Source organism: Colwellia piezophila ATCC BAA-637 (genome assembly GCF_000378625.1).
Taxonomy (GTDB): domain Bacteria; phylum Pseudomonadota; class Gammaproteobacteria; order Enterobacterales; family Alteromonadaceae; genus Colwellia; species Colwellia piezophila.
Map to the genome: position 1 here is coordinate 51,867 of NZ_KB905166.1, position 20,717 is coordinate 72,583.

At 37.0% G+C, this 20,717-nt stretch carries 10 protein-coding genes; 8 read left to right on the top strand and 2 right to left on the bottom strand.

All coding sequences use genetic code 11. The annotated features are described in order from the left end of the window. Positions 1 to 54: 54 nt before the first annotated feature. The 5 genes from F580_RS0112275 (at position 55) to F580_RS0112295 (ending at position 9,621) form a co-directional block, all read left to right on the top strand. The gene (locus tag F580_RS0112275) at positions 55 to 297 is read left to right on the top strand and encodes a hypothetical protein (protein ID WP_019028029.1); all 243 of its coding nucleotides are present in this window, start codon (positions 55 to 57) and stop codon (positions 295 to 297) included. Further along, positions 294 to 3,800 carry a response regulator gene (locus F580_RS24490; protein WP_051092080.1) on the top strand — a complete coding sequence of 1,169 codons (3,507 nt, stop codon included), beginning with the start codon at positions 294 to 296 and terminating at the stop codon, positions 3,798 to 3,800. The genes F580_RS0112275 and F580_RS24490 overlap by 4 nt, the downstream gene beginning before the upstream one ends. 93 nt (positions 3,801 to 3,893) lie before the next feature. Next, positions 3,894 to 5,492 carry a hybrid sensor histidine kinase/response regulator gene (locus tag F580_RS0112285; RefSeq protein WP_019028030.1) on the top strand — a complete coding sequence of 533 codons (1,599 nt, stop codon included), beginning with the start codon at positions 3,894 to 3,896 and terminating at the stop codon, positions 5,490 to 5,492. 20 nt (positions 5,493 to 5,512) lie between these two features. Next, on the top strand, positions 5,513 to 8,575 hold the full coding sequence (locus tag F580_RS0112290; protein ID WP_019028031.1) for a response regulator: 3,063 nt from the start codon (positions 5,513 to 5,515) through the stop codon (positions 8,573 to 8,575). An 11-nt stretch (positions 8,576 to 8,586) separates the two neighbouring features. Then, positions 8,587 to 9,621 (top strand): HD-GYP domain-containing protein, encoded by a 1,035-nt coding sequence (locus F580_RS0112295; protein ID WP_019028032.1) that lies wholly within the window; start codon positions 8,587 to 8,589, stop codon positions 9,619 to 9,621. A gap of 347 nt (positions 9,622 to 9,968) precedes the next feature. Here F580_RS0112295 and F580_RS0112310 read toward each other — a convergent pair whose 3' ends face one another. Then, entirely contained in the window at positions 9,969 to 11,648 is a 1,680-nt protein-coding gene (locus F580_RS0112310) for a bifunctional diguanylate cyclase/phosphodiesterase (RefSeq protein WP_019028035.1), read from the bottom strand. A 322-nt stretch (positions 11,649 to 11,970) separates the two neighbouring features. On the opposite strand from F580_RS0112310, the gene F580_RS0112315 reads away from it, so the two are divergent. Continuing rightward, positions 11,971 to 12,657 carry a Crp/Fnr family transcriptional regulator gene (locus F580_RS0112315; protein WP_019028036.1) on the top strand — a complete coding sequence of 229 codons (687 nt, stop codon included), beginning with the start codon at positions 11,971 to 11,973 and terminating at the stop codon, positions 12,655 to 12,657. Here the strand turns inward: F580_RS0112315 and F580_RS0112320 are convergent, their stop codons facing one another. Further along, positions 12,658 to 14,145 carry a GGDEF domain-containing protein gene (locus F580_RS0112320; RefSeq protein WP_019028037.1) on the bottom strand — a complete coding sequence of 496 codons (1,488 nt, stop codon included), beginning with the start codon at positions 14,143 to 14,145 and terminating at the stop codon, positions 12,658 to 12,660. 996 nt (positions 14,146 to 15,141) lie between these two features. Between F580_RS0112320 and F580_RS25545 the strand changes: the two genes are divergently transcribed. After that, positions 15,142 to 19,317, top strand: a complete 4,176-nt coding sequence (locus F580_RS25545; protein ID WP_019028038.1) for a response regulator — start codon at positions 15,142 to 15,144, stop codon at positions 19,315 to 19,317. Positions 19,318 to 19,386: 69 nt separating this feature from the next. Continuing rightward, positions 19,387 to 20,703, top strand: coding sequence for an AAA-like domain-containing protein (locus tag F580_RS24500; protein WP_019028039.1), 1,317 nt, complete (start codon positions 19,387 to 19,389; stop codon positions 20,701 to 20,703). Positions 20,704 to 20,717 lie beyond the last annotated feature (14 nt).

Genomic DNA, 20,717 nt, shown 5'->3' on the forward strand with positions numbered 1-20,717 from the left:
GTTTGGAGCTTGGGGTGACTTGTACGCTTTGCCAATAAATGTAGAGAAAATATCATGCTTATAGATGAGAGTTATCAGGGGAGATATCTAGATAAGTCGGCTTTAATTGTAGAGCCCACAGATAACATGGGATCTGCATTAGTTAAGATGTTAATAGAAATGGGGGAACACCCGATTCATCAATCGTTAAAATTAGCCGATGCTCAGCGGATTTTAGCTAAAACAACGCCAGATATCATTATCTCCGAAAGAGATATCAAACTTGCATGTGCAAATCCGAGATGGCTACATTTATGAAAAAATTAGACAATCTGCATCCTGCTTTGTGGATTTCTCTGATACTTTTTCCTGTACTGCTCGCATCTGTTGGTTTTTTATTACCTACTCAGTGGTTCTGGACTCATATCCCGTTTCATGCATTGGTCGAAACATTGGGAGCCGCCATTGCAATTGTGGTAAGTGTTTTGGTGATTGTATTTGGCAGTAATCGAAACTCCTCGACGTTGCCGGTTGCAATACCCATGGGGTTGCTGGCAATGGGGATTTTGGATGGATTCCATGCTGCTGTTGCACCCGGTATCACATTTGTCTGGTTGCACAGTTTCGCCACATTATGTGGGGGGGTGTTGTTTGCCACAGTGACTCTGCCCGCAGGTCGTTTACCTGCTGCACAACACAGATCATGGACTTTGATAATCTCCGCACTGACTTTAATGATTGGTTGTTTGTCACTGATCTTTCCAGGTTCAATCCCTCAAATGTTACAACCAGATGGCAAGTTCACATTCACTGCCCAATTCCTAAATGTGGTGGGTGGAGCTTTGTTTATTATCGCTTCAGTGCAACTGAATCGACTTTATATGGAAAAAGGCGAACCTAATTACCGATTGTTTGCGTTTCTTTGCATGCTTTTTGGCGTAGCTGGTATTTTGTTTGAGTTTTCTATTCTCTGGGATGCGGCATGGTGGTGGTGGCACTTGCTACGTATAATCGCCTACCTCGTCGCTCTCGCTATAATGTTAGCTCGAATTGTAGAAGCAGAAAACAACTATCGGGAAAATCAGGGACTACTCGATACTTTATCAAACAATACTTTGTCACTTATTTACATAAAGGATTTGGAAGGGCGCTATATACACATCAATCAACGATTTGAAGAGCTGTTTCATTTCTCAAAAGAAGCTATTTCAGGTAAAACTGATCTTGATATTTTCCCCCTGGATATCGCAAAAAATTTCAGAAAAAATGACCAGGAAGTTATTACCAAAGGTAAGCCCCTAGAGATCGAAGAAAGCATTCTTCATGATAATGTTTTGCACACTTATATCTCAGTCAAATTCCCGTTAGTCAATGCAGTAGGTAACGTCTATGCGATTGGTGTGGTTTCGACCGATATTAGCAAACAAAAAGAGACCGAAGTCAAACTAGAAAAGTATCGCGATGAATTAGAAGTTCGTGTCACCGAGCGCACCGAAGAGTTAAAGCAAACTGCACAGCAGCTAATTGTCGCTAAGGAGATCGCCGAGGCATCAACCAAGGCCAAAAGCGATTTCTTGGCAAACATGAGCCATGAAATTCGCACGCCGATGAATGCCATTATGGGCATGACCCATTTAGCATTACAAACTGATTTGTCAGAAAAACAGCGTAATTTCATTGACAAAGCGTACCGTGCATCGGAAGCACTTTTAGGTATTATTAACGATATTTTGGATTTTTCTAAAATTGAGGCAGGTAAACTTGAAATTGAAAGTATTGAATTTAATCTTCATGAAACTTTAGAGGACCTGAGCAATGTTATTAGTTTGAAAGCGGAAGACAAAGGCATTGGTCTGTTCTTTAAAATACCCTATAACATTCCATTACGTCTTATGGGCGATCCGCTCAGGTTAAGTCAAGTGCTGATTAATTTATCCAATAATGCCATTAAATTTACCGATCAGGGTGAGGTGGTGATCAAAGTAGTCTTGGCTAAATCAGAGGGTGATAGTGCTACCTTGTTATTCGCTATTGAAGATACTGGCATAGGCATGAAATCGGAACATCAGAGAAAATTATTTAAGTCTTTCTCGCAAGCAGACAGCTCTGTCACTCGAAAATATGGTGGTAGTGGCCTAGGTTTAATTATATCAAGAAATTTAGTGTCATTAATGGGGGGCACCATTGAGGTTGAGTCAACATACCAACAGGGCTCAACGTTTAGTTTTGAAATAAAACTGGGTATATCTCCTTCTGCACAAGATGAAGTAGCGCTAATAGAAAATATGATTAGCCCATTTAAAGACTGTCATGTGTTAGTGGTTGATGATAATGCTACTTCAAGAGAAATTCTAATTTCGATTCTGGAAAGTTTTAACTTTCAGGTCAGCTCAGCAGAAAATGGTTTTCAAGCCATTAAGCTAGTGGCGAAGGCCGTACAACAACAAAAACCATTTAAGTTGGTGGTGATGGATTGGAAAATTCCTGGTATGGATGGCATTGAAACTATCCGAGAAATAAAACAAAATTCGAATGAAAATGAATTACCCTTTTGTATCATGGTAACGGCCTATAATAGGGAAGATGCCGTTAAAGAAACCGTAGGTGTTGATATAAGATCCTTTATTACTAAACCAATAACACCATCAATATTATTAGACTCAATTATGTTTGCTTTTAGCGCAAAAAATCAAAAACAGGTGTTTTTGCAGCGTGATAAAGTCAATTCTCCATCTTTCGAAGAATTGGCGGGTCTGAATATTCTGTTAGTCGAAGATAATGAATTTAATCAAGAATTAGCTATTGAATTACTGTCGATGAAGGGCATGACTATTGATTTGGCTGTCAATGGGCAAGAAGCGATAGAGATGTTAGCAAAAAAAGATTACCACGGTGTATTGATGGACTGTCAAATGCCCATTATGGATGGCTACACAGCGACCAAGAAAATAAGAGCGATTGAAAAATACGAACATTTACCCATTGTAGCTATGACAGCTAATGCGATGGTTGGAGATAAAGAAAAAGTCTTAGCATGCGGTATGAATGATCATATAGCCAAACCTATCAACCCCAATAAAATGTATTCGTGTATCGCCAAGTGGTTTAAAAAAAATAACAGTCACACAGCTGTAGAACAAATTAATGAATTAGCTGAGACAATCGAGCAGGTAAATGACAAATCTAACCAACGAGTTGAGTATAAACTTGATGTTTTAGAGGGAACAGAGGCTGAATACATACAAAAATTACGTCAAGTAGAAGCCATTGATGTAAATAGCGCAATATCACATTGTCAGCATAATATATCTCTGTTAGATAAACTGTTGCACAGATACTGCTATGAAACTTGTGATGTGAGATTGAAATTTGAACAGGCTATTAATAGTAATGAACCTACGTTGGCAATCCGCTTAGCCCATAGCTTAAAAGGCACATCTGCCACGGTTGGTTTGCATAGTATTAGCTCATTGTTTTCGAACATAGAGCAGATGTTACAAAGCAATGAAAAGCAGGTTGATATAAAACTAAAAATTAATGAAGTCGCACGTAAACTTGACGTGATATTACCTGAAATAACTGGGATTTCCTTTAATGTTAAAACCAAGGGTAAAATACAAAATAAAGTAGATTCTCAAGAATTACTTGGGCAGTTAAAACACATGTTGTTAGCATCTGATGCTGAATCTTTCGAAATAGTTCTCAAACTTCTTTCATCTGACCTATATTTATCACAACAAGAACAATTAGATAAACTTAAGTCAGCCATTGAAATGTTTGATTTTGAAAGTGCTTTGTCAATACTAGAAAAACTAGATTGATCATTCGCTGTTTTAATATCGAGTATTAAAGTTGCCAAGGTTTGGAGCTTGGGGTGACTTGTACGCTTTGCCAATAAATGTAGAGAAAATATCATGCTTATAGATGAGAGTTATCAGGGGAGATATCTAGATAAGTCGGCTTTAATTGTAGAGCCCACAGATAACATGAGATCTGCATTAGTTAAGATGTTAAGAGAAATGGGGGTACACCCGATTCATCAATCGTTAAAATTAGCCGATGCTCAGCGGATTTTAGCTAAAACAACGCCAGACATTATTATTTCAGAAAGAGATATTGACGGCGTCGATGGTCTCGCATTACTAAAATGGTGCCGAGATAGGCAAGAAACCAAAAACACGCCATTTATTTTCTGTACCTCTATCGTTGAACAGATGAGTGTACTGAAAGCCTTAAAAGCGGGAGTTTCGGAATATATTGCTAAACCATTCAGTTTTCTTTCATTTCAAAAACATGTAGATAAAGCTTTCAAAACCCCATTAAATTCACGTTTTGAAGAACAATTTAGTCATAACGTAGAAAATAATCATCAACACCTGAGTATTGTTAATTACTCACAAAGGGCGCCAGAAATAGCACAGTCAGTTTTTACCATCCTAGTGGTTGATGATAGTCCCAATAATATTGAACTCGCCGCTAAAGTAATAAAGTCTCTAGGCAGAGTGAAGTTTGCCACAGATGGCGAAATGGCGCTGCAAATGTGTAAGGAATTTCCACCAGATTTAATTTTATTAGATATCATGATGCCAATTATGAATGGCTATGAAGTGTTACAACAACTTAAAGGTAATGCCCTTACGGCAACTATACCGGTGGTTTTTCTAACTGCGAAAGCCGATGAGGAAGATATTGCTAAGGGGTTAGCTTTGGGAGCAGTTGATTATGTTACCAAACCGATTAATAACAAAATTCTTTATTCCCGTGTTTATAATCAAAAGAAACACATCGAACTGCAAAAGTCATTACAAAATCAAATTGATGGTTTTATTGATAATTTTTCACTAAAAGCTGATTTGGAACTTATTTTGTTTAATCACTTAAAAATACCACTAAATAACCTCCATGATGTTTCTCATCGTCTGATGCAAAAGAGTATTTCTAATAGCCAGGCCGTAAAAGAGGGCATAGTGCTAGAAAAAGTCAGAACGACAATAGAGCGTTTAATTGAGTCGTTAAATAGCATGGTAAAAGTAGAAGATAAGGATTTCAGTCCTACTTTATTGAGTGTTAATTTAAGCAAGGTTGTTAATAGAATGACAGATAATCTTTCTCGCGAAATGAATGAAAAGAGCCTTTCCTTTGACTCTTTTTTACCTGCCCATACCTATGTACAAGCTGATGAAATATTACTTTACACTATGTTGAGTAGTTTATTTCTCAATGCAATTGAAGCGGCACCAAGAGGAAGTCAAATAATCATCTTTCACAAAACAGAAGAAAGTCAGGAAGTCATCACCTTATATAACTTAGGTGGGGTTGATAAAAGTATTGTCGCGCGCTTTTTCGATAAATACATAACAAAAGGAAAAGTGAACGGTACCGGTCTTGGAGCTTATTCGGCTAAACTGATTACTGAAGCATTAGGGGGGACTGTGGAGCTTGAGACCAATGATAAAGAAACTCGTCTACACATTAAGTTAACTAGTGCTAGTCGCCATAAAGCGGTTCAATAAGCTAAATAAAGGGCTTTGTTTTGACTGATTTTTTCTTATTAAATATTCAAGTGTTTATAACATTGATGGTACTTATCATCATTGTTTTCTTGTATTTACGGCGTAAATCTCGACAGTCAACAGCACACTTTAAACAAATTTTTTCAGCACTTCCTTTTCCCATTTTTGTTTTGAATAAAAATACGGAACTGATTTTTTGTAATCAATTATTCACTGATATTACCAATATTTCGACAAGCAATAACGGTAACGTAATGCATGAGCATTTTGGCGTGTTCATTGACTCAAAAGAACTCGATGAAATAACAATTGCAGATAAAGCCTTACTGAAAAGTGGCGGGAAGTTAGAAAGTATTATTTTTATTAAAGGGACTGATGATAAGTATTATACCGGCATATATAAACGCTTTGTGCTGTTAGATGAGAATGAACCTCAACTTATTGGTGTATTTAATGATATTTCTTTATTGAAAGATAAAGAAATGAACCTTGAAAGTACTTTGTTAGAGTTTCAAAAATTAATCGATTATGCGCCCGATATTTTGATTATTGTCGATAATAAATTGAAAATATTGAGGGTTAACAAGTTAGCTATGCAAGTCTCAGGGTATCAAGAACATGAGTTGCTAGGACATTTAATTACCACATTCATTCCGAAGATTGACGGTATCATTGGTGTTAACTCACTCGTCATTTTTGATAATGAAAATTGTAACCATCAGGAGTCTGAGGCTGAACAACAATTTTTTCAAACAAAGCTTGGACAAGATATACCGATTGAAATTAATCTTAGTCTAATTAATTATCAAGGTAAGGACATTTACCTGCTATCAATAAGGGATATCACTCAAAGGTTAGCCAATGAATCCGCTTTGCTAAAGGCAAAGTTGCAAGTAAATTTCGCTCAACAAAGTAAAAGTAATTTTTTAGCAAATATGAGTCATGAGATTAGAACGCCGATGAATGCAATCCTTGGATTTTCTAGTTTGGCTAATGAATTATCAACCGAAGGTACATTAACTAATTATCTGAATAAAATAGATACATCAGCAAAGTCGTTGTTAAAAATCATTAATGATATTTTGGATCTTTCCAAAATTGATGCAAGAAATCTTAGCATAGATATTTTGCCCTTTAATTTAGCAACTGAAGTTTTAGAAAAAGCATTGCGGGAAAATATCACCAAGGCAGAAGATAAACAACTTGAATTTTTGTGTGATTGCGATGTTAATTTACCTACTATGCTATTGGGTGATGCCTGCCGGATAAATCAGGTGCTTTATAATTTAATTTCGAATGCTATCAAGTTTACCGAAGCAGGTAATATTATTGTAGGCGTTTCTATCACTACACAAGATGAAAAAAGTGTCTCTGTGTTGTTTGAGGTTTCTGATACCGGCATCGGTATATCTGATAAAGATACTAAGAAATTATTCCAGGCGTTTGAACAAGTTGATACTTCTGCTACACGTGAGTTCGGTGGTGCTGGGCTTGGACTTGCGATTTGTAAACAGCTAGTAGATTTAATGGGCGGGGATATTGGTGTTTCATCAATGGAGGGACAAGGCAGCACATTTTGGTTTCAGCTGATCTTCCCTTTAAGTGAAAATGAGCCGTCGGAACATTTTAAACTACTCGATAATAGTAAAAAATCAGTGTTGATTCTAGATGCATCATCGGCAAATATGTCGTTAGTTTCACGTTATATCCGGGCATTTTCGGTTAATGAGGTGGTATCAACAACGACAGTAAAATATGCCAAGCAGTTAATTTTTCAAGATCAGAAACGTTTTGATCTAATTATTTTAGATGGTGATTCAAACAATTATCAAGACTTTGAATTGATAAATTTATTATCTTGGCTAAAACAAAATGGTGATATGAAGGTAGTAGCTATGCTGAATCACTCACAATTTAAAGGCATAGCACGCGAAGAATGTAGTGAGTTTTTATACAGCACCATCGAAAAGCCAATAACACCTCATCGTATAGCTTCTGCATGCCAAGGGCTATTAACACTTGATGAAATTGTCATTACCACTGACGTATTACTTGATAGCAGCCAATTCGATTTTAGCGGTGTTTCTTTATTATTGGTTGAAGACAATGAGCTTAACCAAGAGTTAGCGATTGCGGTATTTGAAAAGATTGGTGTGCACGTGACTTTAGCTAAAAATGGTAAAGAAGCGGTTAGCTATATAACCCAAAGTGGTGGCCATTTTGATATTGTTTTTATGGATATCCAAATGCCCGTCGTTGATGGCTTAAAGGCGACACAATTAATTAGAAAGTTTTCGATATACGATCAACTGCCAATAATAGCTATGACAGCACATGCGTTAAAAGGTGATAGAGAAAAATCATTAGCGGCTGGTATGAACGACCACATTACTAAGCCCATTCACACAAAAGAAGTCTACCAAAAGATAATCAGTTGGTTAAACTTGCAGCCAAAAGAAAATAAAACTGAAGATGTTAGTAAAATATCTAGCGGAATAGCACCTAACGAGTGGCCACAGTTAAGCAAAATCCCAATGTTAAAGTTAGCGAAAGTATTGCTTAGGCTTGATGATGATAAAGCTATAATTATTAAAATGCTCTATCGTTATTTTACCCAACAACCACAACAAGAAAAACGCCTAATTAGCGCACTGAAAAATTGCGAAGAGCAAGCTCAAATCGAATTACATACTTTTAAAAGTATTAATCAAAGTATTGGTTTCGATAGTGCTGCGGAACTTTGTCTTCAATTAGAAGCTAATTTCAAAAAATTTGGCTGTTACGAACCTGAAGTTATTGAGTTATTACATAACGATTTTGAGCAACTAATAAAGCAGTTAGCCTTGATAACATGGCAGTCACCTGTATTACCAGAGACTGTAACGGATAAAGAGTTAGAGCATTCACTGCTTGTGATTCAAGCATTATTAAATGAAAGAGATACTCAAGCTGTTGATGAATTGGAGAAACTTTTAGGTAAAGATAATCATCAACATAAAATCATACGAAAGTGTTATGACTTTGCCTCTGTATACCAGTTTGAAAAAGCAGCTGAAGTATTGAGTAAAATTCAGAGCAACTAGGGAGAAATGTTTTGAAACAGAGTAATACTGAAACGGTACTTGTCGTCGATGACCTACCTGAAAATGTAAATATTTTAACTAATATACTTAAAGCCGATTATCGAATAAAGGCTGCCATCGATGGTGAGTCAGCCATTAAAATAGCGAAAAAGGATCCCCCTGATCTGATTTTACTCGATATTATGATGCCGCGTATGGATGGATATCAAGTGTGCAAAGCTTTAAAAGCCGATCCTTTAACTCATAATATTCCGATAATCTTTGTTTCGGCTAGAAGTGAAGTCGAAGATGAAACGATAGGTTTTGAGTGTGGTGCGGTTGATTATATAACTAAACCTGTCAATGGTTCCTTAGTGCGTAAAAGGGTTCGAGCTCATATAAATTTGTATAACCAAACACGGCATTTACAAAGTGAAGTTAAACTACGGACAGTGGAGTTGGAAACGTCTCAATTAGATTTGGTTAATCGGTTAGGGCGGGCCGCGGAATTTAAAGATAATGAAACGGGTATGCATGTCAAAAGGATGAGCAAGTATTCAGCAATTATTGCCCTTGAAATGGGGCTGAATGAAAGTGACGCAACACTGATAGAGCAAGCTTCACCAATGCATGATATTGGTAAAATTGGCATTCCAGATCATATTTTATTAAAACCGGGTAAGTTTGAAGCTGACGAATGGGAAATAATGAAAACACATGTTGATATAGGCGTACAGATTTTAAAAAGTGGTAAGTCTTTATTATTAGATTGGGCCTGTATTATTGCACAAAATCACCATGAAAAATGGGATGGCAGTGGTTACCCACAAAGCCTTAAAGGTGAAGCTATTCCCTTGATTGGCAGAATTGTCGCTATTGCCGATGTTTTCGATGCTCTAACGTCAATTAGACCTTATAAAAAAGCTTGGCTCATTGATGATGCTGTTGAATTTATTAAACGAGAAAGTGGTAAGCATTTTGATCCGAACGTTGTTGATGCCTTTATTCGGTCATTAGCTAAAATCTTAATTGTTAAAGACCGTTACCAAGAGTCTCACCTTTTATAACTATTTAATATTTTTTGAGTTTTTAGTTGTCTTTGCTTATTTATTATCATTTCATGTTTGGATTTTTTATCTTCTAACCAAGCAATATAGATAAACACGAAGCAGATAATTGAGGTGATCATAAACATGGTTACACTCATAGCTCCTGACAGTGAACCTATTAGCAAGAAAAGTAGTACCATTGATATTGTAGATTTCATATTTAGAACTTTATATTTACTGTGTATTTTGATGGCAGAATGATAAAAGAGCATACGCGGGTTTATTTTTTTCAGTGTGCTATTAAGAACACTGAAAAATTTTAGACCACGAGAAACATAGTTAACTTCCAATCGGCATTAGAAAAATCACTCAACAAGGAATAGTTCATTCAAATTCTTGGGTTGGCTAAAATAGTAACCCTGATAATATTGAGGGTTTAACGTTTTGACCTGCTTAAATACTTCTTCATCACAAATGTACTCAGCGACAACTTGTATTTTCAAGCGATGGCATAGGTTAATAATTGATTCCACGAGTATGCAGTGTTTTTTGTTTTTACTTATGCTTTTTATCAAAGAGCCATCTATTTTTAAAATGTCTATCGGTAGTGCTAACAAATAATCAAAATTTGAATAACCGCTGCCAAAATCATCAATTGCTATTTTACAGCCTAATTCCTTTAATTGATGAATAAAGGTAAGGAAGCGGTTATTGTTAATATTGCATAATTCAGACTCTACCAGTTCAATAGTCATTAAATGACCCACTTGATATTCATTAATGAGTTGTACTAGTAGCCGTCGAGTTTGGCTATTATTAATATCGTCAGCAGATAGATTGATACTAAAATACTTTTTGTTGGCACTGAAATGTCGGATCGATTTTATAATGACCTGCTGTGATAGTTGGTGGTACAAGTTTGCTTGCTTTGCTATGTCCAGAAAATGATAAGGCGAGATATATTCTTGTTTTTCAGCATCAAAAATTCGCATTAAAACTTCGGTATATTTGATTCTTCCGGTTTCATCAACGATATCTTGGCCAAAAATACAAACATTGTTGGTATTGAGCGCCATTTTTATTTTTCGCCCCCACTCAATTGCATTGAGTATTTTTTCATAAACAAGATTTTCTTTTTTGTATGTAGATAAGCTTTTACCTTGCTCTAAACTATAAGACAAAGCCATCTTTGCATTGATTAGTGTATTATCTTCAGGAGTTGCTTTGGCTAAACCAATAACAATCGAGAATTTAAAGCTTGTTGAGTCTATGGTGATCTTTTGCTCTTCAAATAAAAATTGCAGTAAGTAGCAACAACTTTTTAAATCATCAAAAGAGCTATTACTTGGGCTAACGATAGCGAACATATTCTCTGCCAATCGATAAAACTCATATTGTTGGTGTACTTGAGTTCTAATAAAGTCAGCAACAGCTTTGAGCAGGTTATGATAAAACTCAATGGTGTAGGCGCTTTGAATTTTGTCCAATTCAGGAATTGTTAAAATGGCAACGTGGCTGTTTGTTAATCTTTCACTGTCATCAAGCAGTTTTATGCTATTGGGTAGTTGAGTTACTTTATCGGTAAATTGATTTGTGATGGTACTTTGCTGTTCATAAACCTGAGTAATGTCGAATCGAATACAGATATATTCAGTAATGTCTCCTCCTTGATTTAACACCGGCACTATCGAACAACGTGTGATAAATTCTTTTTGACATTTAGTGATGTTTTTTAGCACCCCTTGCCATATCTGACCTGAACTTACGGTTTTCCATAACTCTTCATGAATAGCTATTGGGGTTTGCGGATGCTTGATAAAAGCATGATTTTTTCCTAATAATTCTTCTTTTCTATACCCAGAAATACGACAAAAATTATCATTAACATAGGTTATATCACCATTGAGGTCAGCAATGGATACAATTGCACTGGCATCAAGTGCTTGGCCATATGCGGCAAGCTTTTGTGGATTAGCTATATCATGAAAAGGGCTAACCTTCTGGTAGTCATCAACCAGAGGGGATAGTAACTGTGTTGCTTGCATATAAACTCTCTTGGTAAAACAAGGTATTTAAAAGGGTAAATTTCATCCTACTTCAATATTAGCTAGCGTTCTGCATAACTGATTTAACGCTTATCATCGAAGCTTGTATTTACAGCATACAACGATAGCGAGTTGGTAAGTGTCGCCTTAAGAACATAGCTTTAATTATCGCAGTGCAAGTTTCTTAAAAATCTTGGCTGTTAAACTGTGTCAACGAGAATAAGCACACATTGGGGTAAATAATCACACATAATTAAAGCAAAATATTACCTATAATCGTCTTATAGTCTTTTGACATTGTTGCTATTTGGAGGGGATAAAATTGTTAATAACAGAATTAATACAGTGGCCTTGTGAGCTATCTACACAAACTAAACAGCAGTTGTTATCTATAGCAACAATGTCCAACAATATTCATAAGCTTGGTGTGCCTCCTGTTTCTTCACAGTTTGAAGGGGTAGCTTTTATTATTAAAGGTGTCGGTTATTTAACCATGTTGAGCCATGATTTTAAAAGCTCGCAAGGGATCATTGTTGGCCAAGGTGATTGGTTAGGGGCGGTAAGTGTTGGTGATTTTGATACGTCTATGATAAAAGCTGAAGAAATTGAGCCCATCCAACTTATCTATTTTGATCGGCAAAAAGTTGAGAGACTCGCACTTGATAATAACGAAATCTATAAATGGCTATTTGCTATTGCTAAGGCATTTAGTAAAAAATGGGCCAACCATTTCTCTTATCAAAGTTGTAATCGTTCTCTAAAGGTTCTTTACACCTTAACAGAGCTAGCTTCTTATTCGCTGTTGGTTGATAAGGAGGATCCTTGTATTAGAGCCACTCAGTATCAAATTGGTGAAATTAGCGGTGTTTCAAGATCTAGAGTATCTGAAATAATACAAAGCTATAAGCAATTGAATATTTTAAAAACAAGCCGAGAGTGCATTCATGTTAATCAGTACCAACACTTATATACTAAAGCAAAAGCATGTGGTTATAAGCCTATTTGTTAGTTATTGAGAGACCACTTTATTTCGGCCACTATTTTTAGCTTTATAAAGCATTTCATCTGAGCGTTTTATCGCATCATCAATGGACTCGTTAAGCTTTCGCTCCGCGACACCAATAGATAAGGTGTAGCCATTAGGTAGTATATCGATAGTTTCTGTCTGAATTTCAACCGCATGGCGAATGCGTTCAGCAAATATATGTAAAGATTGAAGGGTCTCTCCTGCAGTTAGAATGATGAATTCTTCACCACCAAAACGGTACACTAAATCAGTAACACGACTGGTTTCCATCATCAGTTTAGCCAGTGTTATCAATATCTCATCACCAACGCCATGGCCATAGTTATCATTAATTAATTTAAACTTATCGATATCCAAGGATAAAACCCCTAAATGGGTTATTTTTTGTCGGTCATGCAAATGAACTAAAGCACTGATGGTTTGTTTAAAGTGCGCTCTATTTAGTAAGTTAGTGAGAGGGTCATGATGAACGAGTGCTTGTATTTTATAATGATATTGGAGCAGTTTAGTTAGAATTATCATCAACCCCATGAGCACTAATATTGTTAGAGCAAATTCTTGTACTTCTTCATCAATTCCTTCCTTAATATTTTTTGCATCATAAAATAACAGCAGCTTTAAACCGGTACCTTCAATGGCATGAACACTATAAAAGAAATACTTGTTAGGTATGGTACTTAGGACTGTTAAGTCGACATCATTGATTTTCACTTGGCTTACTTTGACAGTGTTGATAGGTTTCATACCGACTTTATTTTCTATGTAATTTGTATCGGTAATTAGGTCAGGGAAGGCATCAAATTCTATGATTATTGGCGTAGGTTTATCATCATGTAAGGTAAAGGCAATGTTGTGTTCGCCAACAATAAACAATTTATCTGCTAATTTATCAAGTTGATGAGCTTCAATTCTTATTTTAAATTTAATAATAACGACAATATTTTGTAAACTATCACTATTAACACGATTTATTGTATAAAAATCAATGTCATTATTATTCGAATTGATTATCAATTCTCGTTTATAGTTAGAGTCACCAAGCTCAGCTAACCAATCGTAAAAATGCTTTTCTATACCAGTTGATGGTGATGAAATGAATTTCCCTTTGCCGTTTAGCACTATACCATTTTGGTCGGTGACCAAAACAATTTCTACTCCATACTGTTTGAATTGGCCCTGATTTAAGTTAATGAGCCAAGGCGATGTTATTATTTTGGCTTCTTCCCTATTGCTGAAACTAGGTACGTAATGGCTTAATAAATTCGAAAGTTGTTTAATCCGATTTGCCTCGAAAGTAGCACTTTTGGTTATTTTAATGGCAGCCTTACTGGCAATATTATCTAATACATTTACCTGTTTATTTATTTCGTTTCTGTATTCATCCACAAAATTTGCAGAGAAATAGATAAAAACGAAAATAACAAAGCTAAACCAGAGTAGATAACCTTGTTTGTTGGTCAATTTTGGCATTGCCAATGATGCTCCATTTTAGTGATGATTTATTCGCTATGATGTATATCCGTTATCATTCAAGATGCAGGTTCCAGAGTGCTTGAACGATTTCAATTCAAGGCGCTGTGATGGGTTTAAAATGACTTTAAGCGGCGTTTAATAATCAAAGTATAGAATAACTATGCTTGAATTATTTTCCTTGCCTAAAGTCCTTTTAATTCCTACTGAAATCTAGCACTTTGAATGGCAACGGGTATATAGACCTTTGAAAGAATAACCAATTAAAATATAGATCAATTTGTCGATAAAAACTTATGATCAAAGCTCATTAGCGGTAATTTCAGAAATCGGAGGGTATCAATATAGAAAAGGAAAATCATTATTACTTTTAATAATTGACCTGCTATAGATTGTCGGCGTGAGAGGAGCAATTTTCCATTCGGGTATCAGGAAGAAACTTGCCAATAACGGCTGGTGAAATATGGACTTGACTACCTTCACTGACAGTTTGTAATCCAGTGAATACAGTAACTCAAATTTAGCAGATGAAAAGTATCTTTTATGTGAGTGACGCTTGTAAATAAGTGATATATGAGAAGCTATCACTTATTTAAAAGGTCTCTTGAATACCAGCATATCCAGTAATTAAAACATGTTCAAGAAGTTGCTTTCAGAACCTGCAATGAGCAATAGCAGTCCCCAGACCCACAAATAAATAGTATTTATATTTTTTTTAATAGTATGCATAATTTCATTCCATATTGGTTGTTCGTTATTATGGAGTAATTGTATTAGTGATAAGCGAGTTAATATGTGTTAAATGGCCAACTGAATGTGTACTATTTTAACAATAGTAGCTAAGTGCCTTACGGCCTAACAACTCGTAGAATTGATGGTTAAGTGAAAAAATAATGATTCTATTTTCGACTAAGCCTTTACGAAATATAACAATAACCATTCAGCTATGTTAAATTACGCATTGGCAGCAATGATCATTTCCCACCAAGGCTTGACATGAATCTTAAAAAAATCTTCCATTACAGTACTTATTTGTTGGCATATCTTATCCTAGTTTTAGGTGCCGTAGTTTTAGTCGGTTGGTATACTCACAATGCGAATTTAATTCAAATAAGCCCTGCTTTTGTGCCAATGCAATACAATACCGCGTTAGGTTTTTTTCTCTCAGGACTGGCGTTAATTGCTTTGTGTCAGCAAAAGAAAGCTTGGCAACAGGGCATAGGATTAGCAGTTCTATGTATCGGATTTTTTACCTTAATTGAATATGTTTTCAAGCTTGATATAGGCATTGACCAAGTGTTTATGGCGCATTATATTGACCTGAATACCTCACAGCCCGGTAGAATGGCACCGAATACCGCAATTTGCTTTGCGCTAACGGGCTTCACTCTATTAATGTCATGTTTTGGTTGGCAAGATAGAAGATATGTTGCTTTAGTCGGTACCTTGGGCGCAGTTATTAGCTCTCTAGGGGTGGTAGCCTTTGGCGGTTATTTAATTGGCATTGACACGGCATACGGTTGGGGCGAGCTGACCAAAATGGCCGTACATACTGCCCTGGGTTTTATAGTGATAGGCTTATGCTTTTTTTGTTATTCCTTGGCACAGCATTTAATTTATTTTCAGAAAAAAATCCCACCTAACTGGTTATCTTGGACCTTAGCCATTTTTGGTTTAACCTTGTCACTGATGATTTGGCAAGCTATGTCTAGTTTCGAAGCACAGCAATTAGCAACTTTAGGTGATTCACATGGCCGCTCAGTTGCTGATAGTTTATTGGTATTTGGAATTTTTTCAACTTTAGCGGGGGTATTGGCCTTACGTACCAGCATTTTGAATAACTATTCCGAACTGAATGAGCAAGAACAATTTTCGCCGCATTTGGCACCTTGGACTGTGATTGTTTTAGGCATAATATTGGCCAGTTCAGTGCATCAACTATTACAAAATAATTTTAAGATAAATACCCGGTTAAAATTTGATGCCAGTGCGCAACAGTTTAGTCAAACCATTAGCCAAGGCTTAGCGTTATATGAAGATACCTTAACCAATATGCGCATCATTTACCGGGCGTCTGATGTTATTAATTATGATGAATTTAATGTTATTGCCGAGCATTATTTAGAAAAATCACCCGGCATACTATCGATGCAATGGTTACCCTATATTGATCGAAACGCCCGAACTGAATTTGAACGACAAGCCAGTGTTTTATATCAGCATGAAGTCTTCATTAAGTCGTTAGATAAACAAGGGCAACAACAACGCTCTAGCGAGCAAGATTACTACTTTCCTGTTTACTATTTACAACCCTATAGCCTTAATCAAGCAGCGTTGGCTTTGGATGTTGCCAGCAGCATGAGCGAACGGTCAGCTTTAATACGCGCAGTACAAACTGGCAATGTGAGTGCGACCAAACGTCTTGATTTAGTACAAAATCAAGATGGTGGTTTTGGCACTATATTAGCCGTGCCTATTCTGTTGTCAGGTACTAAACCGGGACAAAATCATGATATAACTCAGGTGCGTGGTTTTATCCTGCTGGTGCTTAATATTGCCCCCATGATGGAGGATTTAATTAAATTTTATCAAGGGCATGTCGGTTTGAATTTTTCTGTACAGGATAACTCAGCGCCGGTAAACGAGCGATTTTTATATCAATATAACGAAGTTGATTTAACGCCAGAACAACAGCAACAAGCTTTAACTCAGTCATATACTTTGTCATTTGCTGATCGTGACTGGCAAATTAACATTACCGCTGCCGACAGTAAACGATACCCTAATAGCTCGTTAGCGTCTTCCATTCCGCCTTTTACCATTATGATTGTTGCGCTTAGCTTAGCCATTATTTTGCGCCATGCCAGTAAACGTGAAAGTGAACGTAAAACAGCGTCGAAGGCTTTAGCTTTGGCTAAAGATACGGCAGAGCAGGCCACCCAGGCGAAGTCTGACTTTTTAGCTAATATGTCTCATGAAATACGCACACCGATGAATGCCATTATTGGTATGTCCCATTTGGCGATGCAAACGGGTTTAAATAACAAGCAACGCAACTACATTGACAAGGTGCATCGCTCGGCGGCGTCTTTATTAGGCATAATAAATGACATTTTAGATTTTTCAAAAATAGAGGCGGGCGAATTAACCACTGAAAATATAGACTTTCGTTTAGAAGATGTTTTTGATGATTTGGCTAATTTAGTCGGCTTAAAGGCAGAAGAAAAAGGCTTGGAATTAATGTATGACCTACCGCTAAATTTACCACGAGCTTTGGTTGGCGACCCTTTACGTTTAGGGCAAATATTGATTAATCTGGGTAATAATGCAGTTAAATTTACCGAAAAAGGCGAAGTAGTTATTGCGGTAAAAGTACTACAGCAAGATGACAAGATGTTAACGTTACAATTTACCGTCCGAGATACGGGTATCGGTATAGCCACTGAACATCAAGCCAGTTTATTTAAATCTTTTAGCCAGGCGGATTCTTCAACTTCAAGGAGATATGGCGGCTCTGGTTTAGGTTTAGCCATCAGCAAGAAATTGTCTGAGCTGATGGGTGGAGAAATATGGTTTAACAGTACCGAAGGTGTTGGCAGCGAGTTTCATTTTACCATTAAGTTAGGTATACAGTCAGCCGAACGGGAACAAAGTAGCCCATATTTTAGTGCCTTAGCAAAAAATACTGACAAATTAAAAACTATGCGCGCTTTGTTAGTGGATGATAATGCCAGCGCCCGGGAAATATTGTCTAACATTATCACAGGGTTTGGCTTGCAAGTGGAGCAAACTGATAATGGCGTAGATGCTTTAACTATGTTGCAACAAGCGGATAATACTCGGCCATTTGACTTAGTCTTTATGGACTGGAAAATGCCGACCTTAGATGGAGTTGCTACTATTAGCCAAATGCAAGAAAACACCAGTTTACAACATTTACCTACCGTGATTATGGTCACTGCGTTTGGTAAAGAGCAACTGAGCCAAGCGGCCAAAAACATTAACATCAGTAGTTATTTAACTAAACCTGTCACACCTTCAAATTTATTTAATGCTATTTTGAAGGCGACGGGGCAAGAGTTAGCAATAGAATCACGGCTAGCAAGTAAAAGTGAAAGTATTGAAGCCGCTATCAAGACACTGCAAGGTGCAAAAATATTGTTAGTAGAAGATAATGAAATTAACCAAGAATTGGCTAGTGAATTATTAAATAGCAATGGTATTGCCACGCGAGTAGCCAACAATGGTGCCGAAGCTCTACTGTGGCTGGAACAAGAGCACTTTGATGGCGTATTAATGGACTGCCAAATGCCAGTTATGGATGGTTATCAGGCGACAATAAAAATACGGGCTATGGAAAAATGGCAAAACTTACCTATTCTAGCCATGACCGCCAATGCCATGGCCGGCGATAGAGATAAAGTTCTGGCCGCGGGCATGAATGATCATATTGCTAAGCCGATAGAGGTGCATAAACTCTTTAGCACCATGGCACGTTGGATAACTCCGGCCCAGTTAGTTGACAGTCAAATTGCAGCCACTACTCAACATCAAGCAGTAAAACATCCTGAGTTAATCGGTATAAATGTTGAGGCTGGCTTGCGTACCTGTCAGGGCAATAGGTCGCTCTTTAAAAAATTATTGATTAAATTTTATCAACGAGAACAGCATTTTGTTGAAAATTTTCAGCAAGCCTTAGTCAGTGATGATAACAAGGCCGCTTCTCGTTATGCCCACACCTTAAAAGGTGTCGCTGGTAGTTTAGGTGCGGGTCAAGTGCAGTCTGCGGCAGCAACTTTAGAAATCGCCTGTCAAACATCTAATGAAATGACGGATGTGAATGTAGAGGTTGAGCACGTTGCTCAAGCGTTATCTCAGGTGTTAACAAGCATTGTTACTCTGCTTGAAAATGACACTGTTACTGAAGTTACTGCGGAAAATCATGCTAAGACACCCGCGAAAATTAAATTATCGTCAGCCGATATTGCTGTCAAAATTAAGCAATTAAATAGTCTATTAATGGATTGCGATACCGAAGCTTTAGACTTAGTAACCGAGTTGCAGCAATATGACTTGCCTGAAGACTTAGTCAAGGTCTTGTTAGGGGTTGCTAGCTACGTAGATGAATTTGATTTTGAGCAAGCGCAAATATTATTGGCTAAGCCAGTATAAGCCAACAGCACAGTAAAAATTAGCCCGCGTATTGACTTGAAACTCTGTAACGCAAACAAGGAAATAGTTATGAACCATCAAGAAGCGAAAGATTTATTGTTAACCCTCTTGCCCGAAGAACAATTAAACTTGATTAAAATTGAAGTGTTTCGGCTTTCTTGGCAGGGTAAGGGCTACAACATAATTGCTGAAGAAAGTGGTTATGATCATGATTATGTTAGAAAATCTGGTTCTAGTTTGTGGAAAGCATTAAGTGATACTTTAGCGACCAATGTGACAAAGCGTAATTTCAGACCCTTATTAGAAACACGGTTAACGGAAAGTTCTTTGCAACGACCGTATGCGCTAGAATACCCCGGTGGTGCTTTAGCTTTTAGCTCACCATTTTATCTCGAGCGTAGCGGCGAAGAAGCGCGGGCTTATAATGAAATTAAACAACCAGGCAGTGTGTTACGCATTAAAGGCCCCCGTAAAATGGGTAAAAGTTCATTAATGCTTAGGGTATTAGATCAAGCCGAAAGCGAAGATTACCAGGTAGTTAAAATTGATTTATTACAAGCTGACAGGAAAATATTGTCTGACTTAGACTTATTACTGCAATGGTTGTGTTTGCAAATGAGTACGCAGCTTAATATTGCCCCCGCTATGGACGATTATTGGAACCCATTGATGGGCAGTAAACTCAGTTGTAGTAATTATTTACAACAGCATATTTTAGCGCAACTGGACCGGCCATTAGTATTAGTTATTAATGAGTTAAATTTGCTTTTTGATCATCAAGAAGTGAGTCAAGATTTCCTGCCTTTATTACGTTCTTGGTTTGAGGAAGCGAAACACAACGTATTGATGCAAAAATTGCGGCAGGTATTAGTGTATTCCACCGAAGTGTACGTGCAACTTGACTTAAACTTATCACCTTTTAATGTTGGCTTAGCCATAGAGTTACAGGCCTTTGAAGATCAACAAATCGCCCAATTGGCAAAAAGTTATGGTTTTAACTGGCAGGCCGATGGTATGGCTGCAAATCCGGTCACCTATTTGCGTAGCACAGTTGCGGGTCACCCCTATTTAACACAACTCGCCTTATATACACTGGCCAGCAGTCAGGGCTTTATGGAGAGTCCGATGAATTCTCTGAAAGATATTATTAAGACCGCTGCCGAGCCAAAAGGCATTTATAATGAATTTCTACATCAACTATTGGCTGACTTAACGGCTAATTTGACCGCGGTAAGTGGCTTTAGAAAATTGCATGGCAGTAAGGGTGATGTCTTAAGCAGTATTGAAAGTTATCAATTAGAGCGCTTAGGTTTAGCCACCATAGTTAATGGTAAAACCTTAGCTTGCAATCAACTGGCGGCGAAATTTTTACTGAAGCAACTTTAGGCTATCTTTACCCC

Excerpts from the sequence above, each read along its gene's own strand:
- F580_RS0112275 (WP_019028029.1), top strand. The coding sequence starts at position 55 with ATGCTTATAGATGAGAGTTATCAGGGGAGATATCTAGATAAGTCGGCT.
- F580_RS25545 (WP_019028038.1), top strand. The coding sequence starts at position 15,142 with ATGAATCTTAAAAAAATCTTCCATTACAGTACTTATTTGTTGGCATAT.
- F580_RS24500 (WP_019028039.1), top strand. The coding sequence starts at position 19,387 with ATGAACCATCAAGAAGCGAAAGATTTATTGTTAACCCTCTTGCCCGAA.
- F580_RS24490 (WP_051092080.1), top strand. The coding sequence starts at position 294 with ATGAAAAAATTAGACAATCTGCATCCTGCTTTGTGGATTTCTCTGATA.
- F580_RS0112310 (WP_019028035.1), bottom strand. The coding sequence starts at position 11,648 with ATGCAAGCAACACAGTTACTATCCCCTCTGGTTGATGACTACCAGAAG.
- F580_RS0112320 (WP_019028037.1), bottom strand. The coding sequence starts at position 14,145 with ATGCCAAAATTGACCAACAAACAAGGTTATCTACTCTGGTTTAGCTTT.
- F580_RS0112285 (WP_019028030.1), top strand. The coding sequence starts at position 3,894 with ATGCTTATAGATGAGAGTTATCAGGGGAGATATCTAGATAAGTCGGCT.